The organism is Rhizobium sp. ZK1, from assembly GCF_047782645.1.
Lineage (GTDB): Bacteria > Pseudomonadota > Alphaproteobacteria > Rhizobiales > Rhizobiaceae > Rhizobium.
This window is the reverse complement of sequence record NZ_CP180586.1, coordinates 1,018,085-1,039,859: the sequence shown is the minus strand read 5'-3', so window position 1 is coordinate 1,039,859 and position 21,775 is coordinate 1,018,085. Positions and strand designations below refer to the sequence as shown.

Genomic DNA, 21,775 nt, shown 5'->3' with positions numbered 1-21,775 from the left:
TGACCAAGGTTCCGCGACGGTATGGCGGAGACTTTCACGTTCTCATTCTGCACTTTATCATTCGCAGTGACCATTCAGGCAACTGAGAAACCGAGACTGGACACGGAGCGATCTGAACAGATAGCACCCCATATAAAGTTCGAGTCCAGTCGCCCCGACCATTTAATCCCTTGAAATCTCAGTCTAAAACAGCCGGTTGACTTCGCGGCCAACCGGACGGCGGAGCGTAGCGCGCATAGCGTCCGGATTTGAGCGATCAGTCCTGGAAATTCCCATATATCGCCTCCCGCGTCTGACCAAAATCATGTGGCGTGAAGCCGACCCCGCTCTTCATCCTTGCTCCGCCAAATGACACGTCGCCGTCCGGCGTGAGGGCGCGACGAGCCAGCGGATGCCTCAGTGAATGGTGTGGGGTAATCCGTCCCAGGAGGACGTCAGGTCTTCAAGCAGGACGAGGAGTTTTTCGAATTCGGCAAGCACGGAGCGGAATTCTTCGTTGTCCAACAAGGCGATCTGCGAAGCCTTGGTCGAAAGGGATGCGATCAATCGCTCGATCCATGTGCATCGGTCCGCAGGCACGTGTCCGAGAATATCGTCCCGGTATTCCTGGAGGTAGCTGTGGATGCGCGCCACGATCACACGGCGGTCGGTCGCCCCGAGCGTGGCAAGATTGCTTCGAGCCGTCTGCAGTTCCGCGATGATCGATATCTGCATCTCTCTCCCCTTGGTTCGTCACCACTCCTGACGCGGCCGAATACCACGATCACGGAGCGTTCGACACGGACCAAGGTCTGACGACATCGAGGGGCGTGGTTTGGTTGCTATCTTACACTGCCGAAGGTCTAACGGAAGATCCCGGTCCAAGAGCAAAACGAGGTGCTTAGCGCGAATCATCCGTCCATATGCGGCGCTGGCCGCGATAGATATACTGTCCGGAGCCCTGGCGCGTATTGTCGCGATAATAGTCACGGCGGTTGCGGTTGCGGTCGTCGCCGGCGCAGCGCTCCGGAAAACGGCGGCAATCCTCGCGGTTTTGGCGGTCGACGCGCGGATTAGTCGGATCAACAGCCATTGCATTACTGGCAAGCATTGCTAAAGCTAAGGCAAGAACGACCTTGATCATTTCACTCTCTTCAATCTGCCGCAGACCATTGCCTGGAGTTTACCACATGCTGCCAAGCCGCTCACTTCTCATCGGCGTGATCGTAACGCTGGCTTCCTCGCATATCGCATTGGCAGAAAACGTCCAGTTCCGGAACGCCAGGGAAAATGAAATCCGGCAGCTTCTGAACGGCGCCAGCGATCTACGGAAGGCCTCCAACGGCTACGAATACCGCCAAGGCAACAAGAACGGCTACAAGATTTCAAACGGTCAGATCTGCGTTCTTTTTCCCAACAAGCAGACCGACTGCGTCTCGATCAAGACGGATGGCAAGGTGCTGCAAATGATCGATAACAAGGGCAATCGCGTCAAGCTCTGAGCCCGGCGTGCTACAAATTCTGAAGCCCTTCGGCTGCAATCATAGCGCGGCCAATGTGAGCTTGCCGTCCGCCATCGTACGCGGCTGCCAAGAGACATAGTTGTAAATCGTGAAGTGCGGCGTTTCGAAGGGCGTCGCATGGGTTTCAGCGATGACGGTGACATCTGCGCCGGCAGCTTCGCCGGCGAGAATGCCGGCAACCGCGTCCTCGAAGACCAGGCAGCGGGCGGGATCGACGCCGAGACGGCTTGCGCCAAGCAGGTAACATTCCGGGCTCGGCTTGCCTGCCGATACTTCCTCACCACTGACGATCATTTTCGGCATGGGAATGCCCGCTGCCGCCATACGGAGACGGGCGAGTTCGATGGGCGCGGAGGTGACGATGCCCCAACGATCGGCGGGCAGTGCATTCAGGAAGCGGATGGAACCCGGAATCTCGATGATACCTTCGAAATCCTCCATCTCTTCCTTCAGAAGGAGCTTGGCCTCGGCGACCGGATCGACACCGGGAAGACCGAGCTGCCTGATCGCATCGGATGCACGAACGCCGTGGATGGTCTTGAGCAGGACTTCCGGCTCGAAGCCGTGGCGGACAGCCCACTCGCTCCAGACGCGCTCGACGACGGCGATGGAGTTCAGCACCGTGCCGTCCATATCGAGGAGGAAGGCATCGTAGGTCTTGTCGAGAACGCGATGGGAAGCGGACACAGGAGGTTCCTTGCGAAGCGGAGGCGTCATGCCTCCGCGACTAAACGAGCGCGGGAGCGGCGTCAACTCGGCTCGCACGGTTGACCTCGGGATGGGAATGCTCTTGATGTCGGCCTGTGCGCCGGGTCGGCGGGGACCATGAAGCATGGCTGGCGTTCTCTCCGACGGTTGGCTCCGCAGCCTTGACGAGCAGCCGGCTCAGGACACATAAGCCGTGACACCCAGCAAAGGGCCTGGCACGAGTTGCGCAAGGGCGGACGGGACCATGAAAGACATACTCATCGTCGAAGACGATGCGCTGATCGCCATGCTGCTTGAGGAAATGCTTGGGGATCTCGGCTATCGCGTGACCGCCAGTGTTCCGGATCTGGAGCAGGCGCTCGATGCAGCCGAGAACAAGGAATTCGACGCAGCTATCCTCGATGTATCGCTGGCTGGAAAGAGTTCGCTGCCGGTCGCGAAACTGCTTGAGGCACTTGGCAAGCCCTATGTCTTCGCGACGGGATATGGCAGCGCGCCCGAAGGCACCAGTTCTAGCCAGCCTATCCTCAGAAAACCGTTCCAGCTCTCCGATCTCGAAAAAGCGCTCAAAGGCATGCAGGCCTGAAGCGAATCGCGATCTCCAAGATTCGCCGGTAACGCTTCAGGTTCCTGCCGCACGCGTGTCGTCACTGCAAAACAGCTGCGCGACGTGCCTTATCGCACCTGATCAAGCAGGCGTTTGCATTCCAGGAGATCGTAAAGCGCTTCCTGGAGAAGCGCACGGTCCTCCTTGCCGACACTCGACTTGCCGACCGAGATTTCCGGCTGATCGTCCTCGCCGCTGACGAAATTGAAGAAGCGGCGCGTGATCGGCGGCTTGGCGCGACCGACGATCTGGTCCTCTTCCGCCATAGCGACGCGCGGTTCACCTGCGACAATATCGCCCACGTTGGCCGAGAGTGCCTCGACGCTTGCAAGATCGCCGTGACCAACCGCGACGACAAACTTGTTGCCGTTGGTCTTCAGCAACTTCTGCACGCCCTTGATCGTATAACCATGATCATAGAGCAGATGGCGGATGCCTTTCAGGAGATCGACATCCTCCGGCCGGTAATAACGCCGGCCACCGCCACGCTTCATCGGCTTTATCTGCGGAAAGCGGGTTTCCCAAAAGCGCAGCACATGCTGCGGCAGGTCAAGATCATCAGCAACTTCGCTGATGGTGCGAAAGGCATCCGGGCTCTTGTCCAACGTCATACTGCTACGCGACCTCGCGGATCCATCCAAAACGGCGACTCATCATATTTCAACGGTTTGGAGCCGCGAATTCAAGTCACGTCTTCGCGTTGCGCACAGCCGGAGGAGCGACGCGGCAAAAGTTTCCGTTCAGCGGGAAAAAAGATGATCAGGCAGCCGGGTTTTGCGGCTTGGTTTTGCCCTTCCGGGCAACATGGGACTTGAGAATGCGCGTCTTGAGCACATTCGAGGCCTTGAAGGTCATGACGCGACGGGGCGAAATCGGAACTTCCTCGCCAGTCTTCGGGTTGCGGCCGATGCGCTCGTTCTTGTCGCGCACCTGGAAGGTTGCGAAAGAGGAGAGCTTGACGGTCTCGCCGCGTACGATGGCGTTGCAAATCTCGTCGATGACCGTTTCGACGAGCTCAGCAGATTCCGTCCGGGAGAGACCGACCTTCCGAAAAACGGATTCCGCCAGGTCTGCTCGCGTAACTGTCTTTCCGGTCATGGTTTCCCCGCCCAATAGAAAATATTTTGTGAAAGTGGACGAAGATTATTTGTCTTGTGCCTCACGGTCAAGCTCTTGTTCGCCGCCAGTTTTTTAGGATTCGTGCCTACCAGCGCAGCAAAGCCGCGCCCCAGGTGAAGCCGCCGCCCATCGCTTCCAGCATCACGAGATCGCCCTTCTTGATGCGTCCGTCGCCGGCAGCCGTCGCAAGAGCCAGCGGAATGGAGGCAGCGGACGTGTTGCCATGCAGATCGACTGTTATGACGACCTTTTCCGGGGCAATGTTCAGCTTCTTGGCCGAACCGTCGATGATGCGACGATTGGCCTGGTGGGGGACCAGCCAGTCGAGATCCTCTGATGTCGTGCCGGTGGAGTCGAAAGCGGCCTGGATGACGTCGGTAATCATACCCACGGCATATTTAAAGACCTCGCGGCCTTCCATGCGCAGTTTGCCGACCGTACCGGTCGAGGACGGACCACCGTCGACATAGAGCTTGTCCTTGTGCGAACCATCGGAGCGCAGATGCGCGGTCAGCACGCCGCGGTCTGCCGCCGTCCCCTTGCCCTCGGCTGCTTCCAGCACGATCGCGCCGGCGCCGTCACCGAAAAGCACGCAGGTGGTGCGGTCATTCCAGTCGAGGATGCGGGAGAAGGTCTCAGCGCCGATGACCAGCACGCGCTTGGCAAGACCGCCACGGATATAGGCGTCAGCCGTCGTGACCGCATAGACGAACCCCGTGCAGACGGCCTGGACGTCGAAGGCGAAGCCATGCGCCATGCCGAGACGGTTCTGGATGTTGACCGCCGTCGCCGGAAAGGTGTTGTCAGGCGTCGAGGTCGCACAGATGATCACGTCGATATCGTCAGGCGTCAGGCCGCCATTTGCCAGCGCAGCACGTGCTGCCGCCTCGCCGAGCGATGCCGTGGTCTCGTCATCTCCGGCAATGTAGCGCTGGCGGATGCCGGTCCGCTGGACGATCCATTCGTCCGACGTGTCGACGATACCTTCCATTTCACGGTTGGTCATTACGCGTTTCGGCAGTGCAGCCCCGAAGCCGCGAACCACAGATCGGATCATATTGCTTGAACCTCGTTGCTCACGCGGCTTCCGGCCCCATCGGGGGCAGCCGCTTGGCATGGTATTTTTTGAGATCGTTTTCTATTTTCTGCGTCAGGCCATTCTTGGCCATGTCATAACCGACTTCGATGGCCGCGGCGATGCCTTCGGCATTCGCCCCGCCATGGCTCTTGATGACGATGCCGTTGAGGCCGAGAAACACGCCACCATTGACCTTGCTCGGATCGAGCTTCTCACGCAGCATGTCGAAGGCGCTCTTGGCGAAGAGATAGCCGATGCGGGCAAGCAGCGTGCGCGACATGGCAGCGCGAAGATAGCCGGCGATCTGCCGGGCCGTACCTTCCGCAGCCTTCAGCGCGATATTGCCGGAAAAGCCTTCGACAACCACGACATCGACGGTACCCTTGCCGAGATCGTCACCTTCGACGAAGCCGGAATATTCGAGCGAATCGAGATTGGCTTCCCGCAGCAGGCGGCCGGCCTCCTTGACTTCTTCCTGACCCTTGATTTCTTCGACGCCAACATTCAGCAAGCCGACGGTCGGACGCTCAACCTCGAAGAGCGCGCGCGCCATGGCGCCGCCCATGAGCGCGAAATCCATCAATTGCTGCGAGTCGGCGCCGATCGTGGCGCCGACATCGAGCACGATGCTTTCGCCCTTCATCGTCGGCCAGATGGCGGCGATCGCCGGGCGTTCGATATTGGCCATCGTGCGCAGACAAAACTTGGCCATTGCCATGAGCGCGCCGGTATTGCCTGCGGAAACGGCGACATCGGCCTCGCCCGACTTCACCGCTTCGATGGTGCGCCACATGGTGGAGACATAGCGGCCGCGGCGCAATGCCTGGCTCGGCTTCTCTTCCATGCTGACGGCAAGTTCGCAATCGTGAAACGTCGACTTTTCCCTGAGCTTGGGAAACTTTGCCAGAACCGGGTCGCACTGTTCCTTGATGCCGTAAAAGACGAAGGAAATATCCGGGTGCCTGTCCAGCGCCTTGGCAGCACCGGGGATGACAACCTGGGGACCAAAGTCGCCACCCATGAGGTCGAGAGATATTCTGATCACGCGTCCCTGATCCTTCTTTTTCGCCTCAGGGGCGAAATTTCGGCCAAAATACCGGTTTTGGCGTCGCTTACAACTGAATTATGGCAAATGCCGGTGTTGCTTCAGTCCTTTTTCCAGTCTTTGAGCGCGGCAAACGCTGAGGGCTTCCGGTCATTTTCCCCCGTATCCTCGATATGAGCCTCGAACTCCACGCCTTCCTTGCGCGGATAGGGATCGATGGCGAGTGCGGCGAATTCCGCGACGATCTCGCCGGCATCGATCGTATCGCCGGTAAAGATTTCAGGCAGGTCCGGACCGTCGGGATCCAGCACCATTTCCCCGGTATCATTGGCGGGATGGCGGGCGAGCTTGGAATTTTCCGGCACGAAGATCTGCTCGAAGGTCTCATCGATTGCAGATTCGACCGGCTCGAGCGTGACGATGCAGGACTGGACGATCTTCGCCTGCACGCGTCCCTTGACGCGGATGCCGTCGCGCTTCCACCTGTTGATCTGCAGGTCGGCATGGAGATCGTCCACCGACACAACGTTCCAGCTTTCGGCCAGCGCCTTCAGCTCGTCCTTGTCGGCGCTCACGCGGACCTCGACCGGATTGGCGGAGATGTGTCCGACCTTGACCGGATAGGAAAAGGGAATCTCGCTCAGATCTTTCTTCATGATTCTACTCCTCAGGCGACCCCGGGGATCGTCGCCGAACCGGTGGCGATCGCCTCTTCGGGAATGGCCGACAGGTGGGCCTCCGCCGCCACCATCCATTGTGCCAGCCCGCTCATATCGGCGGGCTCAGCTGCTTCGGGATAAATATTGCGCTGGAGGGCTACGGAAAGTGCGGCAGCATCGCCGGCATCCATAGCCTTCGAATAGGCTTCCAGCCGTCCATAAAACATGCCTGCGAGCTTCTTCATGCGCTTCGGCACGCTGTTATCGCCGATTCCGAGCTCGCGGATCGAATAGTCGATATCCTGAAAAAAAGCATCGACGATTTCCTGGGCGATCTCCTGGCCGCTCGTCCCGGAGGTGCGGGTACGGCGGAAAAACAGGATCATGGCGATCGATAGCATCTCGAAGCGGCCCATGACGGTATCGGGCACGTCAAGGCGCTCATAGAGCTCCGGCATGCGGGCGGCAGCCGTCAGCGCGGCGTATTGCCGGTCGATGATGGTCTGGTTGCTGTTTCTCTTACCGAAGAGCCCGAAGATCATTTGTTTTTTCCGGAAATGCCGCATTCTTGGCGCCGAGCGGCACCGGGCCTTGTTGCATGATTTCGAAAGCTGGTTTACCGAAGCAGGCGCGAATTGCAATGCCGTTCGTGGCCGGTTTCGAGACAGGTGCGCTCCGGTGCACAACGAGACAGATCGGGAGAATTCGACCCCGGAATGGCCACAATGGTTCTGCAGGAGGAAGCACGCAGTGTTTGGAATGGCTGCTATCGATACTCAAGGGAGTAGATGTCGTTGAAGAAACGGTATTTCAAGTCTGACATGAAATTCTTCAGCAATGCGGCCATTGCCATCATAATCGCCTCCGCCACCACACTCTCAGGATGCCAGACGAGCACCGTGCTGAACGGCGGCTATATCGTCGACGAGCAGTCGTTGGCGCTGGTGCCTGAAGGTTCCAGTCGTGAGCAGGTGCTGCTGTCGCTCGGCACGCCGTCGACCACGGCAACCTTCGACGGGGAAGTCTTTTATTACATCTCGCAGCGCCGCCAGCGCTCGATGGCATTCCAGAAGCTGCGCGTCACCGCCCAGAGCATTCTCGCCATCTATTTCGACAAGGACGGGGTTGTTGCCCGCCGCGCCAACTACACCCTGCAGGACGGCAAGGTATTCGACACGATTTCCCGCGTCACGCCGACCGGCGGTCGCGAACTCACCTTCCTGCAGCAGATGCTGTCCGGCGGCAGCGCGGCGAATGCGGCCAAGAGCCTCTTCGGTGGCGGCGCCGGCGGCACGCCGCAGAACCCGTCCAGCCTGCGCTAAAACAAGCTGTTTCCTATACAAAAACCCGCCGGAAGCGATTCCGGCGGGTTTTTTGTATTGTTGGATAGCGCACCTTAATGCGCGAGAATCGCCAGCAGCAGCAAGGCTACGATATTGGTGATCTTGATCGCCGGGTTGACGGCGGGACCGGCCGTATCCTTGTAGGGATCGCCGACGGTATCACCCGTCACCGATGCCTTGTGAGCATCCGAGCCCTTCATGTGGCGCACGCCGTCCTTGTCGACGAAGCCATCCTCGAAGCTCTTCTTGGCATTGTCCCACGCGCCGCCGCCCGAGGTCATCGAGATCGCGACGAAGAGACCGTTGATGATGACGCCAAGCAGCGATGCCCCAAGCGCTGCAAAGGCCGACGCCTTGGAGCCGGAGATGATGAGCACGCCGAAATAGACGACGATAGGCGCCAGCACCGGCAGCAGCGACGGGATGATCATTTCGCGGATCGCAGCCTTGGTCAGAAGATCGACGGCGCGGCCGTAATCAGGCTTTTCCGTACCCTGCATGATGCCTGGCTTTTCACGGAACTGCTTGCGCACTTCCTCGACGATCGCGCCGGCGGCACGGCCGACAGCGGTCATGGCGATGCCGCCGAAGAGATAGGGAATCAGGCCACCGAACAGCAGACCGGCAACCACGTAAGGGTTAGACAGATCGAATGAGATCGTGCCGATATTCTGGAAATAAGGATACTGGTCGGGATGCGCGGCAAAATATTGCAGGTCGTTCGCATAGGCCGCAAAGAGCACCAGCGCGCCGAGACCGGCCGAACCGATCGCGTAACCCTTGGTGACGGCCTTCGTCGTGTTGCCGACGGCATCGAGCGCATCCGTGGACTTGCGCACTTCCGGCGGCAGGTGGGACATTTCCGCGATGCCGCCGGCATTGTCCGTGACCGGACCGAAAGCGTCGAGCGCAACAATCATGCCGGCAAGGCCGAGCATCGCGGTGACCGCGATGCCGGTGCCGAACAGGCCGCCGAGCTGATAGGTGGCAAGAATGCCGCCGACGATGACGATTGCAGGCAGCGCCGTCGATTCCAGCGATACCGCAAGACCCTGGATGACGTTGGTACCGTGGCCGGTAACCGATGCCTGGGCGATCGACACGACCGGGCGCTTGCCGGTGCCGGTATAGTATTCGGTGATGACGACGATCAGCGCTGTGACGACGAGGCCGACGAGACCGCAGAAGAAGAGCTTCGTGCCGGTAACGTCAAAACCGGCGACCTGACCGAGCGAACCCCAGCCGACCGTCAACGAGGTTGCGGCACCGAGGCCGATGACAGACAGAAGGCCGGTGACGATGAGGCCCTTGTAGAGGGCGCCCATGATCGAGCCGTTGGGGCCGAGCTTGACGAAGAAGGTGCCGATGATCGAGGTGATAATGCAGGCGCCGCAGATCGCCAGCGGGTAGATCATGGCCGACTGCAGGATGGGTGCGCCGGCAAAGAAGATTGCCGCCAGAACCATGGTCGCGACGACGGTCACGGCATAGGTTTCGAACAAGTCGGCCGCCATGCCCGCGCAATCGCCGACATTGTCGCCGACGTTATCGGCAATGGTTGCCGGATTGCGCGGATCGTCTTCCGGAATACCGGCTTCGACCTTGCCGACGAGGTCGCCGCCGACGTCGGCGCCCTTCGTAAAGATACCGCCGCCGAGACGGGCGAAGATCGAGATCAGCGACGCGCCGAAGCCGAGCGCCACGAGGGAGTCGACGACTTCACGCGAGCCGGCCTCGTGTCCGAGCACGATCGTCAGCACGTAATAATAGATCGAGACGCCGAGAAGCGCGAGGCCGGCAACCAGCATGCCGGTGATCGCGCCCGATTTGAAGGCGATGTCCAGGCCGGCCTTGAGGCTCGTGGACGCTGCCTGGGCGGTGCGCACGTTGGCGCGGACGGAGACGTGCATGCCGATGAAGCCGGCAGCACCCGAGAGGACGGCGCCGATCAGGAACCCGATCGCGGCCGTGGCGGAAAGGAGCAGCCATGCTGCAATGAAAACAACAATGCCGACGATGGCAATGGTTCTATACTGACGCGTCAGATAGGCCTGTGCGCCCTCGCGGATATAGCCCGCGATCTCCTGCATGCGGCTGTTTCCCTGATCGGCAGCAAGCACCGACCGGGTTGCCCAGATGGCATAGACCACCGAGAGCAGGCCACATGCGATTACCAATAAAAGAATGGTCATTCGCTCTTTCCTCCCATAAGCCGGAACTCACTCCTTCTCCGGCGACGAACGCTGCTGAATCGACTCCTCTCCACAGAAACGCCCAGCAGGCGAGTGGAGATTGCGTGGTCGATAACGTCGCGTCAAGACTGCAAAACTTCAAAAGCCTTGCAGTTCCGCAGAAAGAACGAGAGGGATCGTTTGGGGGCTAAGTGCCTATTTCTTCTGGTCGCCGCGCACCTGCTTGGCAATGCGGTCCAGAACGGCATTGACGAGCTTCGGCTCATCATCGTCGAAGAAGGCGCGAGCGATCTCGACATATTCGGTGACGATGACGGCGACCGGAACGTCCTTGCGGTCGACGAGTTCGAAGACGCCGGCGCGCAGGATGGCCCGGACGGTGCTGTCCAGACGCGACAGCGCCCAATCGTCCTGCAGGGCGGAGGCGATCAGCGGGTCAAGGCGTAGCTGGTCGCGCACGACGCCTGAGACGATCGAGCGGAACCAGCCGGCATCGGCCTTCAGATAGGTTTCGCCGTCAAGTTCCTGGCCGAGGCGATGCGCCTCGTATTCCGCCACGATTTCCAGAACGCCGGTGCCGCCGATATCCATCTGATAAAGCGCCTGCACAGCCGCAAGACGCGCAGCACCCCGCTGGTTGGCAGCCTTGACCGGTCGTTCGGTATTTTCGTCAGTCATTCTTTATGCACCCAACTTCTTCTTCAGCTCGATCATGGTGAGAGCTGCACGGGCGGCGAAACCGCCCTTGTCCTTTTCCGAGCGGCGCACACGCACCCAGGCCTGTTCATCGTTCTCGACGGTCAGGATGCCGTTGCCGATGGCAAGGGACTCGCTGACGGCGAGATCCATGAGCGCACGCGAAGACTCGTTCGACACGATGTCGAAATGATAGGTTTCGCCGCGGATGACCATGCCGAGTGCAACGAAACCGTCATACTGCGTGCCGTCATTATCCGCGCCATCGAGCGCCATGGCAATCGCCGCCGGAATTTCCAGCGCGCCGGGCACAGTGACGACATCAAACGTGGCGCCGGCTTCTTCCAGCGCGAAGGTCGCGCCCTCCAGAAGAGCATCGGCCATGTCGTCATAGAAGCGCGCTTCGACGATCAAAATATGGGGAGCGGTCTCTTTCGGCATGGTTCACCTTCGGTTGGAGGGGCATTTTCCACTCGGGCAGGCCGCGGTCAAAACATGCCTTCGAGCGAATGGCAAGCAAATTCGGGTAGCGCTCCAAAAGGAAAGACAAAATATCTGCAATGGGATAGCGGAGCTCGGCATTGTCGGGTGTAACGACGTGAAAAACATGCTTAGCCGGGTGACGCAAAAACGGCAAATCCAAGGCGGATTTCATGAACAATTTTTAATTGATTTTCAGTAACTTACGCCATTGAAACGCCAATGCTGCGGTGCCAAATTCCAGTCGTAACACCGACGATCCCCTGCAACGACAGCCGACCGTCACAGCAGACGAAAGGATACGATCATGAACCGCGTTGCTAAAATCGCCATCGCCGCCGCTTTCTCCTCCCTTGCATTTGCAGGCGTCAGCCGCGCTGAAAGCCTCGACATGAACACCGCACAGGGTATCGAGCGGACACTTCGCACCTTCCATGGCGACTTCGACATCCAGCCGGTATACAACTGGCACAACCTCGACGACGAAATGACGGGTCCGCGCTCCGTCATTCAGCGCCCGCAAAGCGCTGTCTATGCCATCCAGGCCTCCATCGACGCCAACAAGTCGCTGGCACACAAGCTCAACAATGACGGCGTCAATATCCGCAATGTCGTGAATGCAGAACAGGCAGCCGACGGCAGCATTACGTTCTACGTTCGCTGAGGCTGCCAACTTGGAAGGCGAGCATGGACGGCTGATCTCCTCACCGCCCATACTCGCCTTTTCTCGAAATCGCTGTTGCATTTTCCGTCGGATAGGATTGTCTTCTCGCCAAAGCGGAGGACCCGATGGCGACGAACGCAAAACCGGTCATCAATACGGCCGATCTCTCCCTCGAACACTGGACGAGGGGAAGCCTCTTCGAAAGCCGCGACACGTCTTTCGGAAAAGATCTCGGGCTTGCCAACCTCGGCATCAGCTACAGCGAAGTGCCGCCCGGCAAATCCGGCTGCCCCTTCCATAATCACCATGTCGAAGACGAGCTCTTCTACATCATCGACGGCACGGGCGAATATCGCTTCGGCGAACTGCGCTATCCAATCAAGAAGGGCGATGTGTTGGGGGCGCCGGCGGGCGGCCCGGAAACGGCACATCAGATCATCAATACCGGATCGACACCGCTGATCTATCTGGGCCTGTCGACCAAGGCGAAGACCGAGATTTGCGAATATCCCGATTCCGGCAAGTTTCTCGCCAAGACCAATCGCGACGGCAGCTCCTTCGATCATATTGGACGGAGCGAGAACACCCTCGACTACTGGGACGGCGAACCCGGCTTCTGATATCAGCACCTTCATCGCAAATCGTTTCAGAGCATCCTATTCATGATCGATATCCCGACACTGGAAACCGGACGGCTTATTCTGCGCGCGCATCGGCGTGACGACTTCGACGCACATTTCGATCTCTGGCGCGACGAAGACGTCGTGCGTTTCATCAGCGGCGTACCCTCCAGCCGCGAGCAGAGCTGGTCATGGCTGCTGCGTATTGCCGGCATGTGGCATCACATGGGCTTCGGTTTCTTCGCGATCGAAGACAAGGAAAGCGGCCGCTTCATCGGCGAAGCCGGTTTTCTCGAGGCCAAGCGGGACATGCAGCCTTCGATCGAAGGCACGATGGAGGTGGGCTGGGCAATAATGCCATCTGCGCATGGCAAGGGTTATGCCACCGAGGCGCTGACGGCGATCATCGGCTGGGGAGAGACACAGTTTCCGGGACGGCCGATGACCTGCATCATCAGCCCGGACAATATGCCGTCGCTCAGGGTTGCCGAAAAGCTCGGCTTCAAGGAGGCGGCGCGGACTGACTATAACGGCCCGATCATTCAGTTTTCGCGCTAGGAAACTCAGCAAGGCGGGCGGCATAACGCGCCATGGTATCGACCTCGAAATTGACGAAGTCGCCGGCCTTGCGTTCACCCCAGGTCGTGACCTCGAGCGTGTGGCGGATCAGGAGCACGTCGAAATCCGTACCATCTACGGCATTGACGGTCAGCGACGTGCCGTCCAGCGCGATGGACCCCTTGGGCGCCACGAATTTCGCGAGATGGGCCGGCGCACGCAGACGGAAGCGCGTGGCATCGCCTTCCTCCGTCACCGACAGGATCTCGGCCTTGCCGTCGACATGGCCGGAGACGATGTGGCCGCCCAGCTCATCACCGATCTTCAGCGACCGTTCGAGATTGATATGGCTGCCCGTCTGCCAAGTGGAAATAGTGGTGAGGCGCAGCGCCTCTTCCCATGCCTCGACCTCGAACCAGCGGCCGTTGCTGCCCTCCTGCGGCAGTCCTGTTACGGTGAGGCAGATGCCGGAATGGGAGATGGAAGCCCCCATATCGATGGTCGCCGGATCGTAATTCGTCGCGATACGGAGCTTGATGCCCTCCTTGAGGGTCGAAACGGATTCGATCGTGCCGATATCAGTGACAATTCCGGTGAACATCAAGTCTCTCTTTCGTATTCGTCCAGGCGATCAGCGCCAAATATATATGTGCCCCTATGGGCAAAGCCGGATGGTATGTCGGTTGCCTGCAATGGGGATTCAATCCCCCCCTCGCCGATGACGAGTGGCGCCTGGTAGAGCTGGATGCGATCGACGAAACCGGCTTCGAGAAAAAGCTTCGCGGTCTTTGCGCCGCCTTCGACCAGAAGCGAGGAAATGCCGCGCGTAGCAAGCGCCGGCAGCAGGACTTCGGGGTGATAGGGATTGCAGTAGAGGATCTCGACGCCGGCGGCTTCGAGTGCGGTGCGGCGAGAATCGGTTTCGTCGGTGGGTGGGGCACCCCCCTCTGTCCTGCCAGGCGTTCGGTGCTGCGATCGATTCACTGGATCGATCGCTCCGGCTTCGCCGGAACGCACCTCCCCCCCCACAAGGGGGGAGATTGGCTGGGTGCCAGCTCCCCCTTCCTCAGACCCTAACGGCGATATCTCTTCACTCGCCACCACGATAACAGGCACGTCCCGCGCTGTCTCGACGAGCTTGCTCGTCAGCGGCAGTGCCAGAGCGGGATCGAGCACGATCCGAACAGGCGACTGCGCCTCAAGACCCGGCGTCCGCACCGTCAGCAGCGGATCGTCAGCAATCGCCGTGCCGATGCCGACAAGGATGGCATCGGTTTCGGCCCGCAGCGCCTGCACCTGAGCGCGGGCTTCCGGGCCAGTGATCGCCACCTGCCCTACCCCTGCTCGACCGATCATGCCATCGGCGGAAACGGCAAGTTTGAGAGTCACATAGGGGCGGTTCTTCGTCTGACGGGTGAGGTATCCGGCGAGCGACTGCCTGCCCTCTTCCTCCAGCACGCCCGAGGTCACCTCGATGCCGGCATCGCGCAGCATGGTAATGCCGCGGCCGGACACTCTGACATCGGGATCGGTGACGCTGATGACGACGCGGCCGACGCCATAGGCGATCAGGGCCTCGGCGCAGGGCGGCGTCTTGCCGTGATGGGAGCAGGGTTCGAGCGTGACATAGGCCGTCGCACCGCGGGCAAGTTCGCCGGCTTCGGCGAGCGCCTGCGGCTCGGCATGCGGACGTCCGCCGAGTGCGGTCACGGCGCGGCCGACGATCGTGCCGTCGCGAACGATGATGCAGCCGACGGATGGATTGGTGGAGGTCTGGCCCGTGTGCCATCGCGACAGGCGGATCGCAGCTGCCATGAAGCGTTCGTCCTCAGGCTGCACGATCCCCTCGCCCATCGTCAGACGTCCAGTGGATCGCGGGCGATCTTGGCGTTGAGCTCGGCGATCAGCTTTTCGAAATCCTCGGCATGCGAGAAATCGCGGTAGACCGAGGCGTAGCGCACGAAGCCGACATCATCGAGGCTCTTCATGGCTTCCAGAACCTGCAGGCCGATCTGCTCGGAGGAGATTTCCGTCTCGCCCGAGCTTTCCAGCCGGCGCACGATGCCGGAGACAGCACGCTCGATACGGTCGCGATCGACCGGACGCTTGCGCAATGCCACATCGAAGGACCGGACGAGCTTGTCACGATCGAAGGGAACCTTTCGGCCGGTCTTCTTGGTGACCATCAGTTCGCGAAGCTGCACGCGCTCGAAGGTCGTGAAGCGGCCGCCGCAATCCGGACAGATACGGCGCCGGCGGATGGAGGTGTTATCCTCCGCCGGGCGGGAATCCTTGACCTGAGTGTCTTCCGAACCGCAATAGGGGCAGCGCATGCCTTCTCCTTGAGCATCGGCCCGAAAATCGGAACCGATTTTCGGAAAGCCTGATGTGTAGATTCAAAGAATTAGAGCGACTTATGCGCCCGAACGGGCGCACGGCGCTCTAGCCCATGTAGTCATACATGGGGAAGCGATCGGTCAGATTCACCACCTTGCCGCGGACAGCAGCTTCGACGGCGGCATTGCCTTCGTCGGAATTGGCGACCTTCAGACCATCGAGAACCTCGACGATGAGGTTACCGATTTCACGGAATTCGGCTTCCTTGAAGCCGCGCGTCGTGCCGGCCGGAGCGCCGAGGCGAACACCCGAGGTGACGAAGGGCTTTTCGGGATCGAACGGGATACCATTCTTGTTGCAGGTGATGTAGGCGCGGCCGAGTGCGGCTTCTGCGCGCTTGCCGGTGGCGTTCTTCTTGCGCAGGTCAACCAGCATCAGGTGGTTGTCCGTGCCGCCCGAGACGACATCGAGGCCGCCGGCGACAAGCGTTTCGGCGAGCGCCTTGGCGTTCTTGACGACCTGAACGGCATAATCCTTGAATTCCGGCTGCAGGGCTTCGCCGAAGGCAACGGCCTTGGCGGCGATGATGTGCATCAGCGGACCACCCTGAAGACCGGGGAAAACGGCGGAGTTGAACTTCTTCGCCAGATCCTCGTCATTCGTCAGGATGACGCCGCCGCGCGGGCCGCGGAGCGACTTGTGGGTGGTGGTGGTCGCAACATGGCAGTGCGGGAACGGCGACGGATGCACGCCACCGGCAACGAGACCGGCGATGTGGGCCATGTCGACCATCAGATAGGCGCCGACGCTGTCGGCGATCTCGCGGAAGCGCTTCCAGTCCCAGATACGGGAATAGGCCGTGCCGCCGGCGATGATCAGCTTCGGCTTGTGTTCTTTAGCCTTACGCTCGACGTCATCCATGTCGAGCAGGTTGTCGCCTTCGCGCACGCCGTAGGACACGACGTTGAACCACTTGCCGGACATGTTGACCGGCGAACCATGCGTCAGGTGACCGCCGGAATTCAGGTCGAGACCCATGAACGTATCGCCCGGCTGCAGCAGCGCCAGGAATACGGCCTGGTTCATCTGCGAACCGGAGTTCGGCTGAACGTTGGCGAAGTTGACGCCGAAGAGCTTCTTGGCGCGCTCAATGGCCAGTTCCTCGGCGATATCGACGAACTGGCAGCCACCGTAGTAGCGCTTGCCCGGATAACCCTCGGCGTATTTGTTGGTCATGATGGAGCCCTGGGCTTCCAGAACGGCGCGGGAAACGATGTTCTCGGATGCGATCAGTTCGATCTCATGCCGTTGACGACCGAGTTCCTTTCCGATCGCGCCGAAGATTTCCGGATCGACGTCCGCAAGCGAGCGATTGAAGAAGGATTCGGTGGAAGCATTGGTCATGGGCTGGCTCCTACGGTGGAATGCGGCAAGGTATTAGCCTTCCGCCGATGCGAGGGCAATACGAAGAACGACATTTGCTGGGCTAAGCGCGCGGGGTGAGTGGTTTGCGTTGGCTACAGCCCCGCTGGAATGAAAAAAGCCGCGCAAATGGCGCGGCTCGAAGATCGCTTGATGTCCGGATTACTGAACCGGCTGTTCCATGCCCGAAGTCGTGTCGAGCGCCAGTTCGGCATTGCCGTCCATCTCGTAGATATCGTCGCGGAACTGGACGACGCCGTCGGGCATGCCCCAGGCCGAGATGTAGACAAAATAGACAGGAACTTCGGTCGCGAGCTTGATCGGCGTATTGACGCCGCTTGCGATCACCTGCTCCATCTGCTGGCGGTTCCAGCCGGGCGTTTCCCGCAGCAGCCAGGTCGTGAGGTCGCGGACGTTCTGGACACGCACGCAGCCCGACGATTCGAAACGCATGAGCTTGTTGAACAGGCCCTGCTGCGGCGTGTCGTGCATGTACTCGCCGTTCTTGTTGTAGAAGTTGATCTTCGTCGATGCCATGGCGTTGATCTTGCCGGGGTCCTGACGGAACATCAGGTTCGGCGCCTCGCCGTTCCAGTCGACAGTCTCGGGGGCAACTTCATTGCCTTTGCCGTCGATCAGGCGGATCGCGTTCTTTTCGAGATAGGTCGGATCCTTGCGCATCAGCGGCATGATGTCCTTCTCGACGATCGAGCGGGGTGCCGTCCAGTACGGGTTGAGGATGACTTCGTAGACCTTCGAATTGACGAGATGCGTCGGGCGGCTCAGGCGGCCGACAACCGCGGTATGGCGCGTCGCGACGCTGCCGTCTTCAACGGCTTCCACATAGGCGGCCGGAATGTTTACCATCAGGTGGCGGCGGCCGAGATCTTCCGGGAAGGTCTGCAGGCGGATGAGGTTGGTGTTTAGCTGCTGCAGGCGCACATCAGCCGGGATGTTCATCGCCTTCAGCGTGAATTCGCCGAGCACACCGTCGGCCGGCAAGCCGTGACGGGCCTGGAAGCGCTTGACGGCGCCGTCGACATAGGAATCGAAGGCGTTGGAAAGGCCAGCTTCACGCGGCAGGTCGCCGGTGATCGCCAGACGCTGGCGCAGGGCCTGGACGGCGGGGGAGCTGACACCGAGTTGCAGGCGCTGATCTCCCGGATTGACCTCCGGCCAGCCGCCGGCAGACGCGATCTGCTGATACTGCCAGATCGCCTGCTGCGTGCTCGGCACCGACTGCGGGCTGAGGATCGGCGTATTGGAAAGGACGGCCGTCGCCGTGCGCGAGGCGGCCTTGGCGTCGAACTGGTCGTCCCAGTTGCCGCGCCTCGGGGCATTCAGGAGCCCATCGAGCGCCGATTGCGCGAATGCGGGCGCGGCAAGCGCGCCGGCACCAACCGTTGCCGCCGACGCCAGGAAGGCGCGGCGCGAGAGAGCTTCAATTCCGTTCTTCTTAGACATTCGTCCCAACCACTCAATGCCACGGTGGAGGAAGCCGCGGCCCTTTGCGATATCCTGCGCCTTAACGCAGATCCCTATCCGTTCGTTCGTCCGGCGCAGCAGGAAATTCCGCCAGTCCCATCACAAGATTGCGAGCAACCTGGATGGTGCCAATGGTCCATCGAGGACGCCGGCTATCGAACATTCCGCTGTCACATCAATATGGCCAATTCGTGTTTCCAGACCGGAAGACAGACTGCCGGTTGCCGGAAACCGCATGCAACAAACCATATGACGGGTAAACCGTGAGGGTTAATAACGACTAAAAAAGGGCTTGAATACCGGGCTTTGCGCTTGGCTGGCGTGCGTTGCAAAGATGCCACGCAGAGGTGAGCGGGAAGACTGATTACATGGGAAATTCGACCTTGAAGCTTTGACGTCGTGCTTAGGTAACCCTTACTTTGCCGGAGGGTTCAAGCAAGGGGAGAGGTTTGATGATCGGCTACACGATGGTGGGGACCACGGATCTGGGTCGAGCATTGAGGTTCTACGATCCTTTATTTGATGAGATGGGACTGAATCAGTGCTGGCGAGACAGTCAGTCGGCGTCGTGGGGTGTCGAGGCTGATGAAAGCGCTCCCCGTTTCTTCACGGGGTATCCGTTCGATGGAGCTCGCGCGACGGTCGGCAACGGGACCATGACAGCGTTTCTTGTCGACAGCGCGGTCAAGATAGATCGGCTCCACGACATTGCCTTACGAAATGGTGGCTTCGACGAAGGCCTCCCAGGGTTCCGACCCCAGTACGGTGATGGGTTTTACGGCGCGTATGTTCGTGATCCGGACGGCAACAAACTGGCGTTTGTCTGCTACAGGGCAGAACGCACCTGACGTCCAGGACGATAGTCCGAAATTTCAGCGCTTTCTGAAGACAGGCACGGAATAGAAATGGAAACGGGCGCCACCGCGTGCAATTGCGCACACTGCAGCGCCTCGTGGTGCCTGTAAGGAGGTCCCAATAAGCCTGCAGGGAACAGGCTGTGCAGGTTACAGGCGATAGAGAATCTGATCGTTCCAGAAGCGGTCCAGACGCTGCAGGAGCTTGTTCATCTGGGTGAACTCATCCGTGCCGATGCCGCCGACCTTGTCGATCGAGGCGATGTGGCGTTCGTATAGCCGGGCGACCGTTTCGGCGATGTCCTGGCCGGTTTCGGTCAGGCTGATGCGGACCGAGCGGCGGTCGATGCGCGAGCGCTGGTGGTTGATGAAGCCGAGGTCGACCAGCTTCTTGACGTTGTAGGAAACGTTTGAGCCGAGGTAGTAGCCGCGGGAGCGCAGCTCGCCGGCGGTCAGTTCGGAATTGCCGATGTTGAAGAGGAGCAGCGCCTGGATGGCGTTGACATCGCTGCGGCCCTGACGGTCGAACTCGTCCTTGATGACGTCGAGCAGACGACGATGAAGGCGTTCAACAAGATGAAGGGATTCCATGTAAAGATCACGGATGCCCTGTTCGTGTGCATGGAAAGTCGATGCCGCCTGCGGCTTGAGTTTCGTGTTCATTTGACTGCCTCACTGTTTTGTTTGGCGGTGTCGTTTTCTTCCCGCCTTGAGTGAGACCCTATCGAATACATATAAAATTCGACTTAAACCGCAGGCTTAACAGAGGCTTACGAAAAGCCCTTGATGTATCAGGGTAAATCAACGCTTACCTGGCGACGCTGCCGGCGCCGCTCCAGCCACAGGGAAAGCCTGAAAATCCAGTAGATGACGGCGACGATCACGTGGAGCAGGATGATCAGCCGGTTGGGTCCGAAGATCTGCGGAAGCAGGCCATACATGAGGATCTGGCCGCCGGCGGCAAGCACCCAGATGACCGGCCCCCAGGAGACCGTGAGCCAGAGGCCAAGCGAGGCGACCGGGAAAAGAACGGCAAGGGACGTGCTTGCGACCCTCCACGGCAGGCTCAAGAGATCGAAGCGGCCGGCGCCGACCAGCGAGTAGCCGACGAGCATCGCCCAATATTGCAGGCCGAACCAGAAGCAGGAAACGGCCACGAGCCGCAGAAAGAAGATGAAGAGGATATCCGTCAGCGTGCGTTTCGGTATCGTCGGAGAATCGGTTTCCATGGCGAGACCTCACGTTCGGATCGCAGCTTCATTTTTCCGGGTTTCATCCGCCGCGGCCAATCGTCCGGTTTGGATTTCCCGGCGCGCATGATAATGACCGCTCCGATAAATGGAATGGCCCAGGGGCAGATATCATGCAGGACAAGACGCATCTCGTCGATGAAATCACCGGTCACCGCCGCATGCGGCGCAACCGCAAGGCGGACTGGACGCGCCGGCTGGTGCAGGAAAACCGACTGACGGTTGACGATCTGATCTGGCCGATCTTCATCGTTCCGGGAACCGGCATCGTCGATCCGATCGCCGCGATGCCCGGAGTGAACCGCATGAGCGTCGACAAGGCGGTCGAGGCGGCGAAGGAAGCGGCCGATCTTGGTATCCCTGCCGTTGCCACCTTCCCCGATATAGAGATGGAATTGCGCGATGAGACAGGGTCGAACAGCCTCGTCGCCAATAACCTCATCAATCAGACGACGGCAGCCATCAAAAAGGCCGTGCCCAATATCGGCATTATTACCGATGTCGCGCTCGACCCCTTCACCAGCCATGGACATGACGGCATCCTGCGCGACGGCGAAATCGTCAATGACGAGACGGTCGATCAGGTGGTCAAGGCGGCAATCCTGCAGGCCGATGCCGGCGCCGACATCATTGCTCCCTCGGAAATGATGGACGGACGCATCGGCGCAATTCGCCGCGGGCTCGATGCCGCCGGGCATCAGAGCGTCGGCATCATGTCCTATGCAACGAAGTTTTCCTCCGGCTTCTACGGGCCCTATCGCGAGGCGATCAATACCAAGGGCCTGCTGAAGGGTGACAAGAACAGCTATTACATCAATCCGGCGAACGGCACGGAAGCGCTGCGCGATGCCGCCCTCGATGTCGAGGAAGGCGCGGACATGCTGATGGTCAAACCCGGGCTTGCCTATCTCGACATCTGCTGGCGCGTGAAGGAGGCGTTCGGCCTGCCGACTTTCGCCTATCAGGTGTCCGGCGAATATTCGCAGATCAAGGCTGCGGCGATGAACGGCTGGATCGACGGCGAGCGGATCATGATGGAGACGCTGCTTGCCTTCAAGCGCGCCGGCTGCGACGGCATCCTCACCTATTTTGCGCCGGAAGTGGCGAAAATCCTCGCAAAAAGGTGATTTTCGGGCGAATTATTGTATTTCCCCCT

At 59.9% G+C, this 21,775-nt stretch carries 26 protein-coding genes and 1 pseudogene; 8 read left to right on the top strand and 19 right to left on the bottom strand.

The window, feature by feature from the left end; genetic code table 11:
• Positions 1 to 396 precede the first annotated feature (396 nt).
• Both ACK9YZ_RS05345 and ACK9YZ_RS05340 read right to left on the bottom strand, forming a co-directional pair.
• A complete protein-coding gene (locus ACK9YZ_RS05345; RefSeq protein WP_216757651.1) occupies positions 397 to 714 on the bottom strand; it encodes a hypothetical protein in 318 nt (105 codons plus the stop codon).
• A 166-nt stretch (positions 715 to 880) separates the two neighbouring features.
• Complete coding sequence (locus tag ACK9YZ_RS05340; protein ID WP_216757650.1) at positions 881 to 1,123, bottom strand: hypothetical protein; 243 nt, start codon at positions 1,121 to 1,123, stop codon at positions 881 to 883.
• Positions 1,124 to 1,169: 46 nt separating this feature from the next.
• On the opposite strand from ACK9YZ_RS05340, the gene ACK9YZ_RS05335 reads away from it, so the two are divergent.
• Positions 1,170 to 1,481, top strand: a complete 312-nt coding sequence (locus ACK9YZ_RS05335; protein WP_216757649.1) for a hypothetical protein — start codon at positions 1,170 to 1,172, stop codon at positions 1,479 to 1,481.
• A gap of 39 nt (positions 1,482 to 1,520) precedes the next feature.
• Here the strand turns inward: ACK9YZ_RS05335 and ACK9YZ_RS05330 are convergent, their stop codons facing one another.
• Positions 1,521 to 2,219 (bottom strand): HAD family hydrolase, encoded by a 699-nt coding sequence (locus ACK9YZ_RS05330; RefSeq protein WP_416065901.1) that lies wholly within the window; start codon positions 2,217 to 2,219, stop codon positions 1,521 to 1,523.
• A 235-nt stretch (positions 2,220 to 2,454) separates the two neighbouring features.
• Here ACK9YZ_RS05330 and ACK9YZ_RS05325 point away from each other — a divergent pair, with 235 nt between their 5' ends.
• Complete coding sequence (locus tag ACK9YZ_RS05325) at positions 2,455 to 2,796, top strand: response regulator (RefSeq protein ID WP_416065900.1); 342 nt, start codon at positions 2,455 to 2,457, stop codon at positions 2,794 to 2,796.
• Positions 2,797 to 2,885: 89 nt separating this feature from the next.
• Here ACK9YZ_RS05325 and ACK9YZ_RS05320 read toward each other — a convergent pair whose 3' ends face one another.
• The 6 genes and pseudogenes from ACK9YZ_RS05320 to ACK9YZ_RS05295 form a co-directional block, all read right to left on the bottom strand.
• Positions 2,886 to 3,428, bottom strand: a complete 543-nt coding sequence (locus ACK9YZ_RS05320; protein ID WP_183730462.1) for a MerR family transcriptional regulator — start codon at positions 3,426 to 3,428, stop codon at positions 2,886 to 2,888.
• Between the two features lie 148 nt (positions 3,429 to 3,576).
• Positions 3,577 to 3,915 (bottom strand): integration host factor subunit alpha, encoded by a 339-nt coding sequence (locus ACK9YZ_RS05315; protein WP_007819963.1) that lies wholly within the window; start codon positions 3,913 to 3,915, stop codon positions 3,577 to 3,579.
• A gap of 106 nt (positions 3,916 to 4,021) precedes the next feature.
• Positions 4,022 to 4,993, bottom strand: coding sequence for a beta-ketoacyl-ACP synthase III (locus tag ACK9YZ_RS05310; RefSeq protein ID WP_216757645.1), 972 nt, complete (start codon positions 4,991 to 4,993; stop codon positions 4,022 to 4,024).
• A gap of 19 nt (positions 4,994 to 5,012) precedes the next feature.
• Positions 5,013 to 6,059 (bottom strand): phosphate acyltransferase PlsX, encoded by a 1,047-nt coding sequence (gene plsX / locus ACK9YZ_RS05305; protein ID WP_183730465.1) that lies wholly within the window; start codon positions 6,057 to 6,059, stop codon positions 5,013 to 5,015.
• Between the two features lie 101 nt (positions 6,060 to 6,160).
• Entirely contained in the window at positions 6,161 to 6,715 is a 555-nt protein-coding gene (locus tag ACK9YZ_RS05300) for a YceD family protein (protein ID WP_216757643.1), read from the bottom strand.
• A gap of 11 nt (positions 6,716 to 6,726) precedes the next feature.
• Positions 6,727 to 7,318 (bottom strand): annotated as a pseudogene (locus tag ACK9YZ_RS05295) (ubiquinol-cytochrome C chaperone family protein).
• A 188-nt stretch (positions 7,319 to 7,506) separates the two neighbouring features.
• Between ACK9YZ_RS05295 and ACK9YZ_RS05290 the strand changes: the two are divergent.
• The gene (locus ACK9YZ_RS05290; protein ID WP_216757641.1) at positions 7,507 to 8,040 is read left to right on the top strand and encodes an outer membrane protein assembly factor BamE; all 534 of its coding nucleotides are present in this window, start codon (positions 7,507 to 7,509) and stop codon (positions 8,038 to 8,040) included.
• A gap of 74 nt (positions 8,041 to 8,114) precedes the next feature.
• Here the strand turns inward: ACK9YZ_RS05290 and ACK9YZ_RS05285 are convergent, their stop codons facing one another.
• From ACK9YZ_RS05285 to ribH, 3 genes are all read right to left on the bottom strand, one after another.
• Entirely contained in the window at positions 8,115 to 10,253 is a 2,139-nt protein-coding gene (locus ACK9YZ_RS05285; RefSeq protein ID WP_216757640.1) for a sodium-translocating pyrophosphatase, read from the bottom strand.
• A gap of 195 nt (positions 10,254 to 10,448) precedes the next feature.
• On the bottom strand, positions 10,449 to 10,931 hold the full coding sequence (gene nusB / locus ACK9YZ_RS05280) for a transcription antitermination factor NusB (RefSeq protein ID WP_007819976.1): 483 nt from the start codon (positions 10,929 to 10,931) through the stop codon (positions 10,449 to 10,451).
• A 3-nt stretch (positions 10,932 to 10,934) separates the two neighbouring features.
• Complete coding sequence (gene ribH, locus ACK9YZ_RS05275) at positions 10,935 to 11,390, bottom strand: 6,7-dimethyl-8-ribityllumazine synthase (protein WP_183730477.1); 456 nt, start codon at positions 11,388 to 11,390, stop codon at positions 10,935 to 10,937.
• Between the two features lie 346 nt (positions 11,391 to 11,736).
• Here ribH and ACK9YZ_RS05270 point away from each other — a divergent pair, with 346 nt between their 5' ends.
• The 3 genes from ACK9YZ_RS05270 to ACK9YZ_RS05260 all read left to right on the top strand — a co-directional run bounded on the left by ACK9YZ_RS05270 (position 11,737) and on the right by ACK9YZ_RS05260 (position 13,271).
• On the top strand, positions 11,737 to 12,093 hold the full coding sequence (locus ACK9YZ_RS05270; protein WP_216757639.1) for a hypothetical protein: 357 nt from the start codon (positions 11,737 to 11,739) through the stop codon (positions 12,091 to 12,093).
• 125 nt (positions 12,094 to 12,218) lie between these two features.
• On the top strand, positions 12,219 to 12,713 hold the full coding sequence (locus tag ACK9YZ_RS05265) for a cupin domain-containing protein (protein WP_416065899.1): 495 nt from the start codon (positions 12,219 to 12,221) through the stop codon (positions 12,711 to 12,713).
• A gap of 42 nt (positions 12,714 to 12,755) precedes the next feature.
• Complete coding sequence (locus ACK9YZ_RS05260; RefSeq protein WP_416065898.1) at positions 12,756 to 13,271, top strand: GNAT family N-acetyltransferase; 516 nt, start codon at positions 12,756 to 12,758, stop codon at positions 13,269 to 13,271.
• Here ACK9YZ_RS05260 and ACK9YZ_RS05255 read toward each other — a convergent pair.
• The 5 genes from ACK9YZ_RS05255 to ACK9YZ_RS05235 form a co-directional block, all read right to left on the bottom strand.
• On the bottom strand, positions 13,252 to 13,872 hold the full coding sequence (locus ACK9YZ_RS05255; protein ID WP_216757636.1) for a riboflavin synthase: 621 nt from the start codon (positions 13,870 to 13,872) through the stop codon (positions 13,252 to 13,254). The two genes, ACK9YZ_RS05260 and ACK9YZ_RS05255, sit on opposite strands and share 20 nt — an antisense overlap.
• Positions 13,872 to 15,125: a bifunctional diaminohydroxyphosphoribosylaminopyrimidine deaminase/5-amino-6-(5-phosphoribosylamino)uracil reductase RibD gene (gene ribD, locus ACK9YZ_RS05250; protein ID WP_416065897.1), complete on the bottom strand. Its 1,254-nt coding sequence runs from the start codon at positions 15,123 to 15,125 to the stop codon at positions 13,872 to 13,874. Before ribD ends, ACK9YZ_RS05255 begins: the two co-directional genes overlap by 1 nt.
• A gap of 2 nt (positions 15,126 to 15,127) precedes the next feature.
• A complete protein-coding gene (gene nrdR, locus ACK9YZ_RS05245; protein WP_007819993.1) occupies positions 15,128 to 15,604 on the bottom strand; it encodes a transcriptional regulator NrdR in 477 nt (158 codons plus the stop codon).
• Between the two features lie 109 nt (positions 15,605 to 15,713).
• On the bottom strand, positions 15,714 to 17,012 hold the full coding sequence (gene glyA, locus ACK9YZ_RS05240) for a serine hydroxymethyltransferase (RefSeq protein ID WP_416065896.1): 1,299 nt from the start codon (positions 17,010 to 17,012) through the stop codon (positions 15,714 to 15,716).
• A 180-nt stretch (positions 17,013 to 17,192) separates the two neighbouring features.
• The gene (locus ACK9YZ_RS05235) at positions 17,193 to 18,494 is read right to left on the bottom strand and encodes a L,D-transpeptidase family protein (protein WP_216757633.1); all 1,302 of its coding nucleotides are present in this window, start codon (positions 18,492 to 18,494) and stop codon (positions 17,193 to 17,195) included.
• A 473-nt stretch (positions 18,495 to 18,967) separates the two neighbouring features.
• On the opposite strand from ACK9YZ_RS05235, the gene ACK9YZ_RS05230 reads away from it, so the two are divergent.
• Positions 18,968 to 19,363: a VOC family protein gene (locus ACK9YZ_RS05230; RefSeq protein ID WP_416065895.1), complete on the top strand. Its 396-nt coding sequence runs from the start codon at positions 18,968 to 18,970 to the stop codon at positions 19,361 to 19,363.
• Positions 19,364 to 19,519: 156 nt separating this feature from the next.
• Here the strand turns inward: ACK9YZ_RS05230 and ldtR are convergent, their stop codons facing one another.
• On the bottom strand, positions 19,520 to 20,032 hold the full coding sequence (ldtR, locus tag ACK9YZ_RS05225) for a transcriptional regulator LdtR (RefSeq protein ID WP_216757629.1): 513 nt from the start codon (positions 20,030 to 20,032) through the stop codon (positions 19,520 to 19,522).
• A gap of 128 nt (positions 20,033 to 20,160) precedes the next feature.
• A complete protein-coding gene (locus ACK9YZ_RS05220; protein ID WP_416065894.1) occupies positions 20,161 to 20,598 on the bottom strand; it encodes a DUF6163 family protein in 438 nt (145 codons plus the stop codon).
• A gap of 134 nt (positions 20,599 to 20,732) precedes the next feature.
• Here ACK9YZ_RS05220 and hemB point away from each other — a divergent pair, with 134 nt between their 5' ends.
• Positions 20,733 to 21,746 (top strand): porphobilinogen synthase, encoded by a 1,014-nt coding sequence (hemB, locus tag ACK9YZ_RS05215; RefSeq protein WP_416065893.1) that lies wholly within the window; start codon positions 20,733 to 20,735, stop codon positions 21,744 to 21,746.
• The last annotated feature ends 29 nt before the right edge of the window (positions 21,747 to 21,775 follow it).

What these genes read in the sequence shown, in the direction of transcription:
- ACK9YZ_RS05285 (WP_216757640.1), bottom strand. Translation starts at nt 10,253, where the DNA reads ATGACCATTCTTTTATTGGTAATCGCATGTGGCCTGCTCTCGGTGGTC.
- ACK9YZ_RS05325 (WP_416065900.1), top strand. Translation starts at nt 2,455, where the DNA reads ATGAAAGACATACTCATCGTCGAAGACGATGCGCTGATCGCCATGCTG.
- ACK9YZ_RS05300 (WP_216757643.1), bottom strand. Translation starts at nt 6,715, where the DNA reads ATGAAGAAAGATCTGAGCGAGATTCCCTTTTCCTATCCGGTCAAGGTC.
- nrdR (WP_007819993.1), bottom strand. Translation starts at nt 15,604, where the DNA reads ATGCGCTGCCCCTATTGCGGTTCGGAAGACACTCAGGTCAAGGATTCC.
- ACK9YZ_RS05230 (WP_416065895.1), top strand. Translation starts at nt 18,968, where the DNA reads ATGATCGGCTACACGATGGTGGGGACCACGGATCTGGGTCGAGCATTG.
- ACK9YZ_RS05345 (WP_216757651.1), bottom strand. Translation starts at nt 714, where the DNA reads ATGCAGATATCGATCATCGCGGAACTGCAGACGGCTCGAAGCAATCTT.
- hemB (WP_416065893.1), top strand. Translation starts at nt 20,733, where the DNA reads ATGCAGGACAAGACGCATCTCGTCGATGAAATCACCGGTCACCGCCGC.
- ACK9YZ_RS05330 (WP_416065901.1), bottom strand. Translation starts at nt 2,219, where the DNA reads ATGACGCCTCCGCTTCGCAAGGAACCTCCTGTGTCCGCTTCCCATCGC.
- ACK9YZ_RS05220 (WP_416065894.1), bottom strand. Translation starts at nt 20,598, where the DNA reads ATGGAAACCGATTCTCCGACGATACCGAAACGCACGCTGACGGATATC.
- ACK9YZ_RS05255 (WP_216757636.1), bottom strand. Translation starts at nt 13,872, where the DNA reads ATGTTCACCGGAATTGTCACTGATATCGGCACGATCGAATCCGTTTCG.
- ribH (WP_183730477.1), bottom strand. Translation starts at nt 11,390, where the DNA reads ATGCCGAAAGAGACCGCTCCCCATATTTTGATCGTCGAAGCGCGCTTC.
- ACK9YZ_RS05270 (WP_216757639.1), top strand. Translation starts at nt 11,737, where the DNA reads ATGAACCGCGTTGCTAAAATCGCCATCGCCGCCGCTTTCTCCTCCCTT.
- ACK9YZ_RS05290 (WP_216757641.1), top strand. Translation starts at nt 7,507, where the DNA reads ATGTCGTTGAAGAAACGGTATTTCAAGTCTGACATGAAATTCTTCAGC.
- ACK9YZ_RS05340 (WP_216757650.1), bottom strand. Translation starts at nt 1,123, where the DNA reads ATGATCAAGGTCGTTCTTGCCTTAGCTTTAGCAATGCTTGCCAGTAAT.
- ACK9YZ_RS05260 (WP_416065898.1), top strand. Translation starts at nt 12,756, where the DNA reads ATGATCGATATCCCGACACTGGAAACCGGACGGCTTATTCTGCGCGCG.
- ACK9YZ_RS05310 (WP_216757645.1), bottom strand. Translation starts at nt 4,993, where the DNA reads ATGATCCGATCTGTGGTTCGCGGCTTCGGGGCTGCACTGCCGAAACGC.
- ACK9YZ_RS05235 (WP_216757633.1), bottom strand. Translation starts at nt 18,494, where the DNA reads ATGTCTAAGAAGAACGGAATTGAAGCTCTCTCGCGCCGCGCCTTCCTG.
- ACK9YZ_RS05265 (WP_416065899.1), top strand. Translation starts at nt 12,219, where the DNA reads ATGGCGACGAACGCAAAACCGGTCATCAATACGGCCGATCTCTCCCTC.
- glyA (WP_416065896.1), bottom strand. Translation starts at nt 17,012, where the DNA reads ATGACCAATGCTTCCACCGAATCCTTCTTCAATCGCTCGCTTGCGGAC.
- ACK9YZ_RS05315 (WP_007819963.1), bottom strand. Translation starts at nt 3,915, where the DNA reads ATGACCGGAAAGACAGTTACGCGAGCAGACCTGGCGGAATCCGTTTTT.
- ACK9YZ_RS05320 (WP_183730462.1), bottom strand. Translation starts at nt 3,428, where the DNA reads ATGACGTTGGACAAGAGCCCGGATGCCTTTCGCACCATCAGCGAAGTT.
- ACK9YZ_RS05335 (WP_216757649.1), top strand. Translation starts at nt 1,170, where the DNA reads ATGCTGCCAAGCCGCTCACTTCTCATCGGCGTGATCGTAACGCTGGCT.
- ldtR (WP_216757629.1), bottom strand. Translation starts at nt 20,032, where the DNA reads ATGAACACGAAACTCAAGCCGCAGGCGGCATCGACTTTCCATGCACAC.
- ribD (WP_416065897.1), bottom strand. Translation starts at nt 15,125, where the DNA reads ATGGGCGAGGGGATCGTGCAGCCTGAGGACGAACGCTTCATGGCAGCT.
- nusB (WP_007819976.1), bottom strand. Translation starts at nt 10,931, where the DNA reads ATGACTGACGAAAATACCGAACGACCGGTCAAGGCTGCCAACCAGCGG.